The 9,295-nt window shown below is 62.8% G+C and carries 9 protein-coding genes; 8 read left to right on the top strand and 1 reads right to left on the bottom strand.

Going from position 1 to position 9,295, the window contains the following annotated elements; genetic code table 11:
* Position 1 precedes the first annotated feature (1 nt).
* Genes fabZ through ACFJI2_RS12865 form a run of 6 tightly spaced genes read left to right on the top strand, consistent with a single transcriptional unit; the run spans position 2 to position 5,059 of the window.
* Positions 2-508 carry a 3-hydroxyacyl-ACP dehydratase FabZ gene (gene fabZ, locus ACFJI2_RS12890; RefSeq protein ID WP_377705382.1) on the top strand — a complete coding sequence of 169 codons (507 nt, stop codon included), beginning with the start codon at positions 2-4 and terminating at the stop codon, positions 506-508.
* Positions 508-1,299 carry an acyl-ACP--UDP-N-acetylglucosamine O-acyltransferase gene (lpxA, locus tag ACFJI2_RS12885; protein WP_377705381.1) on the top strand — a complete coding sequence of 264 codons (792 nt, stop codon included), beginning with the start codon at positions 508-510 and terminating at the stop codon, positions 1,297-1,299. The genes fabZ and lpxA overlap by 1 nt, the downstream gene beginning before the upstream one ends.
* Positions 1,283-2,437, top strand: coding sequence for a lipid-A-disaccharide synthase (gene lpxB, locus ACFJI2_RS12880; protein ID WP_377705380.1), 1,155 nt, complete (start codon positions 1,283-1,285; stop codon positions 2,435-2,437). Before lpxA ends, lpxB begins: the two co-directional genes overlap by 17 nt.
* Positions 2,434-3,060: a ribonuclease HII gene (gene rnhB, locus ACFJI2_RS12875; protein WP_107868724.1), complete on the top strand. Its 627-nt coding sequence runs from the start codon at positions 2,434-2,436 to the stop codon at positions 3,058-3,060. Before lpxB ends, rnhB begins: the two co-directional genes overlap by 4 nt.
* Positions 3,057-3,842 carry a TrmH family RNA methyltransferase gene (locus tag ACFJI2_RS12870; protein WP_377705379.1) on the top strand — a complete coding sequence of 262 codons (786 nt, stop codon included), beginning with the start codon at positions 3,057-3,059 and terminating at the stop codon, positions 3,840-3,842. Before rnhB ends, ACFJI2_RS12870 begins: the two co-directional genes overlap by 4 nt.
* A gap of 20 nt (positions 3,843-3,862) precedes the next feature.
* Complete coding sequence (locus ACFJI2_RS12865) at positions 3,863-5,059, top strand: EAL domain-containing protein (RefSeq protein WP_377705378.1); 1,197 nt, start codon at positions 3,863-3,865, stop codon at positions 5,057-5,059.
* A gap of 213 nt (positions 5,060-5,272) precedes the next feature.
* Here ACFJI2_RS12865 and ACFJI2_RS12860 read toward each other — a convergent pair whose 3' ends face one another.
* The gene (locus ACFJI2_RS12860) at positions 5,273-6,121 is read right to left on the bottom strand and encodes a pyruvate, water dikinase regulatory protein (protein ID WP_107868727.1); all 849 of its coding nucleotides are present in this window, start codon (positions 6,119-6,121) and stop codon (positions 5,273-5,275) included.
* 157 nt (positions 6,122-6,278) lie between these two features.
* Between ACFJI2_RS12860 and ppsA the strand changes: the two genes are divergently transcribed.
* Entirely contained in the window at positions 6,279-8,708 is a 2,430-nt protein-coding gene (gene ppsA, locus ACFJI2_RS12855) for a phosphoenolpyruvate synthase (protein ID WP_377705377.1), read from the top strand.
* A 148-nt stretch (positions 8,709-8,856) separates the two neighbouring features.
* Entirely contained in the window at positions 8,857-9,276 is a 420-nt protein-coding gene (locus ACFJI2_RS12850) for an NfeD family protein (RefSeq protein WP_377705376.1), read from the top strand.
* The last annotated feature ends 19 nt before the right edge of the window (positions 9,277-9,295 follow it).

Raw genomic sequence — 9,295 nt, 5'->3', positions numbered from 1 at the left:
CATGACCACTACCGAATCGAGCAAGCCCGTGAACACCCCGAAGACGATGGACATCTGCGAAATCAAGGCCTACCTGCCGCACCGCTATCCGCTGCTGCTGGTGGACCGCGTGTTGAACTACGAAGAGAACAAGTCCATCACCGCCATCAAGAACGTCACCGTCAACGAAGAGTTCTTCAACGGCCATTTCCCGCACAAGCCGGTCATGCCGGGCGTGCTGATGATCGAAGCGATGGCGCAGACCGCCGCGCTGCTGTCGTTCAAGTCGATGGGCATCAAGCCGGACGAGAACTCGGTGGTCTACTTCGTCGGCATCGACGGTGCGCGCTTCAAGCGCCCGGTGGGGCCTGGCGACCAGCTGAAGATGGACGTGGAGATCCTGCGCGTGGCGCGCGGCATCTGGAAATACAAGGCAGTCGGCAGCGTCGACGGCCAGACCGCCGTGGAAGCTGAACTGATGTGCACCATCCGCAGCACCACCGACGCGAGCCAGCCAGCGGGGCAGTAATGAGCAACATCCATCCAACCGCCATCGTTGATCCGAAGGCGCAGCTCGACAGCAGCGTGACGGTCGGCCCGTACTCGGTGATCGGTCCGCACGTGAGCATCGCGGCCGGCACCAAGGTGGGGCCGCACGTGGTCATCGAAGGCCATACCAGCATCGGGCGCGACAACGTGTTCTTCCAGTTCTCGTCCATCGGCGCCGCGCCGCAGGACAAGAAATGGTCCGGCGAGCCGACCCGGCTGGAAATCGGCGACCGCAACACGATCCGCGAATTCTGCACCTTCAACACCGGCACGGTGCAGGACAAGGGCGTGACCAGGCTCGGCAACGACAACTGGATCTCGGCCTATGTGCACCTGGCGCACGATTGCATCGTCGGCAACAACACCATTTTCTCGAATAACGCGCAGATCGCGGGCCACGTGGAGATCGGCGACTGGGTCATCATGAGCGGCTTCGCCAATGTGCACCAGTTCTGCAAGATCGGCGCGCACGCCTTCGTCGGCATGAGCACCAGCCTGACCCAGGACGTGCCGCCATTCGTGCTGCTGAACGGCAATCCGGCGGCGGCGCACGGCGTCAACATCGAAGGCCTGAAACGCCGCGGCTTCACGCGCGAGCAGATCAACGCCATCCGCGCCGCGTACAAGACGCTGTATCGCTCCGGCCTCACGCTGGAGGAGGCCAAGGCGGCCATGCTCGAACAAGAGAACGCCCTGGCCGAGGACGTGGCCGTGCACGCGCGCGCCATGCGCGAATTCCTCGATACGGCGAACCGTGGCATCGTCCGCTGAGATCTCGGTAGCAGTCGTCGCCGGCGAACCGTCCGGCGACGTGCTGGCCGCGCGCCTGCTGTCCGGCCTGCGGCCGCAGCTGCCGCAGGCGCGCTTCCACGGCATCGGCGGCCCGGCCATGATGGAGCACGGCTTCGAGTCGCAATGGCCGATGGACAAGCTGACCGTGCGCGGGCTGCTGGCCGTGATCCCGCGCTACCGCGAAATCAAGGGCATCCAGAACGCGCTGCGCGACCAGCTGCTGGCCGAGCGGCCGGACGTCTTCATCGGCGCCGACTATCCCGGCTTCAACCTCGGGCTGGAAGAGCAGCTGAAGGCGGCCGGCATCCCCACCGTGCACTACATCGGGCCGCAGATCTGGGCCTGGCGCGGCGGCCGCATCAAGAAGATCATCCGCGCCGTGTCGCACATGCTGGTGGTGTTCCCCTTCGAGGAGGAAATTTACCGCAAGGCCGGCGTGCCGTGCAGCTACGTCGGCCACCCGCTGGCCGAGCTGGTGCCGCTGGAGCCGGACGAGGCCGGCGCACGCCGCCGGCTGGGCCTGCCGGAGGACGCCAACGTGGTCACCATCATGCCCGGCAGCCGCATGTCGGAGATCAAGTACAACACCGTCGCCTTCATGAAGGCGGCGCGTTTGCTGAAGAAGCGCGACCGTTCGCTGCAGTTCGTGGCGCCGATGGCGGGCGAGAAGCAGCGCCAGTACTTCCTCCGGCTGGTGGCCGAAGCGGGCCTGCAGGACGTGGAAATCAAGCTGCTGGACGGCCAGTCGCACACCGCCATCGCGGCGGCGGACGCGGTGCTGGTCGCTTCCGGCACGGCGTCGCTGGAAGTGGCATTGTTCAAGAAGCCGATGGTGATCGCTTACAAGATGATGGGCCTGGAATGGCAGATCTTGCGCCACTTTGGCTACCAGCCGTGGATCGGCCTGCCCAACATCCTGGCACGCGACTTCCTGGTGCCCGAGCTGCTGCAGGACGCAGCCGGCCCGGAAAACCTGGCCGAGGCCATGTGGCGCCAGCTGAGCGACGCGCCGCACCGCCTGCACCTGGCGGAACGGTTTACTGAAATGCACCACAGCCTGCTGCGCAATAGTGCGCAGGAAAGCGCGGCGGCAGTGATGAAAGTACTGAAAAAATGAATAACCCACAAGCCGGCCTGTTTGACGACCTGCCGCGCTCGCTCGATGAAATCATCTGCGGCGTGGACGAGGCCGGCCGCGGCCCATTGGCCGGGCCGGTGTTCGCGGCCGCCGTGATCCTGCACCCCGAGCGCCCCATCGACGGGCTGCGCGACTCCAAAAAGCTCACCGAAGCCAAGCGCGACATGCTGGCGCCGCTGATCAAGACGCACGCGCTGGCCTGGGCCATCGCCGAGGCGTCGGAAGCGGAAATCGACAAGCTCAATATCCTGCAAGCGAGTATGCTGGCCATGAAGCGCGCCGTGGAAGCGCTCAGCACCAAGCCGACGCTGGCCCTGATCGACGGCAACCACTGCCCGCGCATGCGCATCCAGACCATCGCCATCATCGGGGGCGACGACAAGGAAGACGCCATCTCGGCCGCGTCCATCCTCGCCAAGACTGCCCGCGACGCCGCCCTGGTGCAACTGCACGCCGCCTACCCGCAGTACGCCTTTGACCAGCACAAGGGCTACGGCACCGCGCTGCACTTGGAGCGCCTGCGCGAGCACGGCCCGTCGCCGGTGCACCGCCGCTCGTTCGCACCCGTGCGGGAGCTGCTGTTCATTAATAATTTGTTATGAAAACCATCACCTCGCGCGACAACGCGCAGTACAAAGACCTGAAACACCTGGCCACCAGCTCGCAGGCGCGCAAAAAGGCCGGCCAGACGCTGCTGGACGGCGTGCACCTGTGCCAGGCCTACCTGGAGCTGCGCGGCATGCCGGTACAGTGCATCGTCAGCGAATCCGCGTTGAACAACCCGGAAGTGGCTGACATTGTCGGCAAAATCGAACACCAGCGCGGCCACACCATCGCCTTGCCGGACGCGCTGTACCACGCCGTCAGCCAGGTCGAGCACGGCGTCGGCGTGATGTTCCTGATCGACACGCCCGAGCGCGCCGTGCCGGACGCCATGACCGTGTCCGCCGTCCTGCTGGACAATGTGCAGGACCCCGGCAACGTCGGCTCCATCCTGCGCAGCGCTGCTGCGGCCGGCATCAAGCAAGTGTATTGCAGCAGCGGCACCGCGTTCTGCTGGTCGCCGAAAGTGCTGCGCGCCGCCATGGGCGCGCATTTTGTGCTCGACATCTTCGAAAACGTGGACCTGGCGCCGCTGATGGCCGCCTCGCAGATCCCCACGCTGGCCACCAGCGGCTACGCCACCACGCGCCTGTACGACGCCGACCTGAGCAAGCCCGTGGCCTGGGTGTTCGGCCACGAAGGGCAGGGCGTGGCGGACGACCTGCTGTCGCTGGCCACGCACACCGTGGTCATTCCCCATCTTGGCCAGGTGGAATCCCTGAACGTCGCCGCATGTGCGGCGGTATGCTTTTTCGAGCAAGTCAGGCAGAATCAGCAGTAATTTGTTTCTGTGGAGCAGTTATGGACATTGCGCAGTTGCAGTTTCTGGTAGCCGAAGGGGACCCCATCCAGCGCCAGGCGCTGGTGGACATGCTGCGCCGCCTGGGCGCCGCCCAGGTAGTCGACGCTCCCGACGGCCATGGCGTGCTGCGCCACCTCAGCGCCGACTTCATCCCGGCCGTCAATATCGCCATCCTGGACCTGGCCCTGCCGGGCATCGACGCGCTCGAATTGATACGCCGCCTGGCCGAGACCGGTAGCCGTGCCGGCATTATTGTTGCAGGGGCACAAAAGTCCGATGTGCTGTTTTCCATCGAAACCATGGCCCAGGCCTACGGCGTGGACCTGCTGGGCGCCATTGCCAAACCGGTGGGCGAACAGCGCCTGCAGACCCTGATCGGCAACTACCAGGGCGCGCGCGCCGCTCCGGATGCCAATTCGGGACCGGTATTCAGTTTTGCCGAAGTCGGGCGCGGATTGCAGGCCCGCGAATTCGATCCTTTCTTCCAGCCTAAAATCGAACTGGAAACCGGCCTGGTAAAAGGGCTGGAAATGTTTGCGCGCTGGCGGCACCCCGAACTGGGCGTACTGGGTCCGGCCGCATTCATGCGCGCGCTGGAGGAAAACAAGCGCATCGATTTTCTCGACTGGAGCATGATAGAGAAATCGGTCGCCGCCTGCCGCACGCTGCACGATAAAGGCATTCCGATTTCCGTGTCGATTAATGTGGACCAGGCCACGCTGGCGCATCCGCAATTCATGGCGCAGATTACCGCCTGCCTGGACCGGTATCGGATATTGCCGGATTATATTACCTTTGAAATGACCGAATCGGCGGTGTTATCGGCCGAGCCGCATTTTCTGGAGCGGCTGCTGCGCCTGCGCATGCAGGGATTCGGCCTGGCGATAGACGATTACGGCACCGGCCGTTCGAACCTGCAATTGCTGGCGGCGGTGCCATTTACCGAATTGAAAATCGACCGCAGTTTTGTCGATGGCGCATCGCGCCGCCGCGCGATTAGCACCGTATTAAAATCCTGCCTGGGTTTGGCGCGCAGCCTGGACCGCCGTTCCGTTGCGGTGGGCGTGGAAACCAAGCAGGATTGGGATTTCCTCCAAGGCCTGGGCTGCACGTATGCCCAGGGCTATTACATCGCCAAACCCATGCCGGTGGAAGAATTCCCCGATTGGCTGAACGACTGGCGGCAGTTCTTCTGATACCTCCGACAATGGCAGGTTACGGCGCGCGCGCCTAACCCGCCCTACGCACCCCACGTTGCTTACCGTAGGGCGGGTTAGCCCATCGGGCGTAACCCGCCAAGCGCCGCCGCACGGCCAATTTATGCCAACTATTGGCATAATCAAGCCAGATTCGGGCTCGAAGGACGAAAAAAAGCCCGCACAGTATGCGGGCCGCAGCCATCCGGCTATTTAATATTCACGCCGGTTCGGCTTGATCTCCTGCAGGATGGTGGTCGAAATTTCCTCGATCGACTTGGTGGTGGACGACAGCCAGCGTATGCCTTCGCGCTTCATCATCGTCTCGGCCTCGTTCACCTCGTAGCGGCAATTCTCAATCGACGCATATTTACTGCCCGCGCGCCGCTCGTGGCGTATCTCGGACAAGCGCTCCGGCGTAATGCTCAAGCCGAATATTTTCGACTTGAACGCATACAAGGACGACGGCAATCTACCGCGCTCGAAATCGTCCGGAATCAGCGGATAATTGGCCGCCTTGATACCGTATTGCATCGCCAGATAAAGACTGGTCGGCGTCTTGCCCGAACGCGAAACGCCAACAAGGATCACATCGGCCGACGCCAGGTTTTTATGCGACTGCCCATCATCGTGCGCCAGCGAGAAATTAATCGCCTCAATGCGGTTCTTATATTCCTCGCTGTCCACGATATTATGCGAGCGGCCGATAGTGTGCGTCGATTTAACGCCCAATTCCTGTTCCAGCGGCGCCACGAAAGTCTGAATCAAATCCATATGCATGCCGTTGCATTTACGGATCACTTCCGACAATTCCGTTTTCACCAGCGTGGAAAAGATAATCGGCCTTTGGCCGTCGACCGCCGCCACTTCATTAATCTTGCGGGCCGCGTCATATGCCTTGTCCAGCGTATCGATAAACGGCAAACGCACCTGGCGGAAGCGCAAGTCGAACTGCGTCAGCACGGAGTGGCCAAAAGTTTCTGCCGTGATACCGGTACCGTCCGAGACGAAAAACACGGTGCGCGCGGCGGCGGGGAGGGGCTGGCGTTGTTCTTGTGTCATGGGGAAGAGCTTAGAGCTTAGTTGTGAATCGTCAATTTGCGCCGCAGGCTGTAGAATGCACAGCAACGGTAAGATTGTGCTGCACGATGCTAAGAATAACAAGAATCAATATCGGCCAGCCTGCGTAAAGATTTCTATCATCAGTAAAGGTGTCACTATGACTAACGCAGCACTGAAGGAGCAGCAGAACGGCGATGCCGTCTATGTCGCTTCGTTTGAAAACTTGCGCATGACGGATGTGGAGTCCGTCGGCGGCAAGAACGCTTCCCTGGGCGAGATGATCAGCCAGCTGGCTGGCGCCGGGGTCCGGGTTCCGGGCGGCTTCGCCACCACGGCCCAGGCCTTCCGCGACTTCCTGTCGCACAGCGCGGATGGCGGCAAATCGCTGGCCACCCGCATCGCGGACCGCCTGGCCGACCTGAACATTGACGACGTACGCGCACTGGCCCAGGCCGGCGCCGAAATCCGCCAGTGGATCATCGACACCCCGTTCCAGCCGCGCCTGGAAGCGGAAATCAAGGAATTCTACGACCGCCTGGTAGCCGACTCGGAAACCGAGATGTCGTTCGCCGTGCGTTCCTCGGCCACCGCCGAAGACTTGCCGGACGCTTCCTTTGCAGGCCAGCAGGAGACCTTCCTGAACGTGGTCGGCATTGAAAACGTGCTGGACGCCATGAAGCACGTGTTCGCTTCGCTGTACAACGACCGCGCGATCTCCTACCGCGTGCACAAGGGCTTCACGCACGCCGAAGTGGCGCTGTCGGCCGGCGTGCAGCGCATGGTGCGCTCGGACGTGGGCGCGGCAGGCGTGATGTTCACCATCGACACCGAATCCGGCTTCAAGGACGTGGTCTTCATCACCTCCAGCTACGGCCTGGGCGAAACGGTGGTGCAGGGCGCGGTCAACCCGGACGAGTTCTACGTGCACAAGCCGATGCTGGAGCAGGGCAAGTCGCCTGTGATCCGCCGCAACATCGGCTCCAAGCTGATCAAGATGGAATTCACCAACGAGGCGAAAGCCGGCCGGTCCGTGAAGACCGTGGACGTGCCGATCGAAATGCGCAACCGCTACTCGCTGAACGACGAGGAAATCGTCGAACTGGCGAAGTACGCCGTCATCATCGAGAACCACTACCAGCGTCCAATGGACATCGAGTGGGGCAAGGACGGCCGCGACGGCAAGCTGTACATCCTGCAAGCGCGTCCTGAAACCGTGAAGTCGCAGCAGAAATCCACCGATGCGCAGCAGCGCTTCAGGCTGAAGTCGACCGGCACCGTGCTGACCTCCGGCCGCGCCATTGGCCAGAAGATCGGCGCCGGCCCGGTCCGCGTGATCACCGACCCGTCCGAAATGGAACGCGTGCAGCCGGGCGACGTGCTGGTGGCCGACATGACCGACCCGAACTGGGAACCGGTCATGAAGCGCGCCTCCGCCATCGTCACCAACCGTGGCGGCCGTACCTGCCACGCGGCGATTATCGCGCGTGAGCTGGGCGTGCCGGCCGTGGTGGGTTGCGGCGACGCGACCGAAGTACTGAAGGACGGCACCTTCGTGACCGTGTCCTGCGCCGAAGGCGACGAGGGCAAGATATACGATGGCCTGCTGGAAACGGAAGTGTCGGAAGTGGCGCGCGGCGAACTGCCGCCGCTGAAAACGAAGATCATGCTGAACGTGGGCAACCCGCAGCTGGCCTTCGACTTCCAGTCGGTGCCGAACGCCGGCGTGGGCCTGGCCCGCCTGGAGTTCATCATCAACAACAACATCGGCGTGCACCCGAAAGCCATCCTGGAATACCCGAACATCGACGCCGACCTGAAGAAGGCCGTGGAGTCGGTGGCGCGCGGCCACGCTTCGCCGAAGGCGTTCTACGTGGACAAGCTGGCAGAAGGCATTGCCACCATCGCCGCCGCGTTCTGGCCGAAGAAAGTGATTGTGCGCATGTCCGACTTCAAGTCGAACGAGTACAAGAAGCTGATCGGCGGTTCGCGCTACGAGCCGGACGAGGAAAACCCGATGCTGGGCTTCCGCGGCGCGGCGCGCTACCTGTCGGCCGACTTCGCCGGTGCGTTCGAGATGGAATGCCTGGCCATGAAGCGCGTGCGCAACGACATGGGCCTGACCAACGTCGAGATCATGGTGCCGTTCGTGCGTACCCTGGGCCAGGCTGAGAAGGTAGTCAACCTGCTGGCCAAGAACGGCCTGAAGCGCGGCGAAAACGGCCTGCGCCTGATCATGATGTGCGAAGTGCCATCGAACGCGGTGCTGGCCGACCGCTTCCTGGAGTTCTTCGACGGCTTCTCGATCGGCTCCAACGACCTGACCCAGCTGACCCTGGGCCTGGACCGCGACTCCGGCATGGAACTGCTGGCGGCCGACTTCGACGAGCGCGATCCTGCCGTGCAGGCGCTGCTGCAGATGGCCATCCAGGCTTGCCTGAGGCAGGGCAAGTACATCGGCATCTGCGGCCAGGGTCCTTCGGACCACCCTGAGCTGGCGGTGTGGCTGATGGAGCAGGGGATCGAGTCGATGTCGCTGAACCCGGACTCGGTAATCGATACCTGGCAGAAACTGGCAGCATTGCAATAAAACAAGTTGACGTAAGGGGGATTTGAGTTAGACTGAGGCTATTGGAACGTTTAGCAAAAAACCATCAAAACCTTACACATTGCAGCAAGAACCCTCGTCGCCTTCCCGGGCAACGGGGGTTTTTTATTTTTCACAACGAGGAGGCATCATGTCTGACTGGAGCATGTGGCTATTGGCCGCAGGCGTGCTGGTGGTGCTGGAGCTGCTGACCGGTACCTTTTACCTGCTGATGATCGCCATCGGGCTGACGGCGGGCGCGGCTGCGGCGTTCGCCGGCGCGTCCGGGCCGGTGCAGACGGTGACGGCGGCCGTGGTGGGCGTGCTGGCCACCGGGCTGCTGTACCGCAGCAAGTACGGGCGCCATACCGGCGTGGATGCGTCGGTCGATCCCAACGTGAACATGGACATCGGCCAGACCGTCAGCGTGCCGGCGTGGCAGGACGGCATGGCGCGCGTGATGTACCGCGGCGCGCTGTGGGACGTGGAGCTGGCGCCCGGTTCGCCGGCGGCGCCGGGGCTGTACACGATACGCGAAGTAAGAGGCAGCCGGCTCATCGTCGGCGCCTGATCCCAGCAACAAGCTGGAA

The organism is Pseudoduganella sp. UC29_71, from assembly GCF_042693265.1.
Classification (GTDB): domain Bacteria; phylum Pseudomonadota; class Gammaproteobacteria; order Burkholderiales; family Burkholderiaceae_D; genus Rugamonas.
Note: the sequence above shows the minus strand (reverse complement) of the source record. Positions and strands in the feature narration are given on the sequence as shown.

What these genes read in the sequence shown, in the direction of transcription:
- lpxA (WP_377705381.1), top strand. Translation starts at nt 508, where the DNA reads ATGAGCAACATCCATCCAACCGCCATCGTTGATCCGAAGGCGCAGCTC.
- ACFJI2_RS12850 (WP_377705376.1), top strand. Translation starts at nt 8,857, where the DNA reads ATGTCTGACTGGAGCATGTGGCTATTGGCCGCAGGCGTGCTGGTGGTG.
- fabZ (WP_377705382.1), top strand. Translation starts at nt 2, where the DNA reads ATGACCACTACCGAATCGAGCAAGCCCGTGAACACCCCGAAGACGATG.
- rnhB (WP_107868724.1), top strand. Translation starts at nt 2,434, where the DNA reads ATGAATAACCCACAAGCCGGCCTGTTTGACGACCTGCCGCGCTCGCTC.
- ACFJI2_RS12860 (WP_107868727.1), bottom strand. Translation starts at nt 6,121, where the DNA reads ATGACACAAGAACAACGCCAGCCCCTCCCCGCCGCCGCGCGCACCGTG.
- ACFJI2_RS12865 (WP_377705378.1), top strand. Translation starts at nt 3,863, where the DNA reads ATGGACATTGCGCAGTTGCAGTTTCTGGTAGCCGAAGGGGACCCCATC.
- ppsA (WP_377705377.1), top strand. Translation starts at nt 6,279, where the DNA reads ATGACTAACGCAGCACTGAAGGAGCAGCAGAACGGCGATGCCGTCTAT.
- ACFJI2_RS12870 (WP_377705379.1), top strand. Translation starts at nt 3,057, where the DNA reads ATGAAAACCATCACCTCGCGCGACAACGCGCAGTACAAAGACCTGAAA.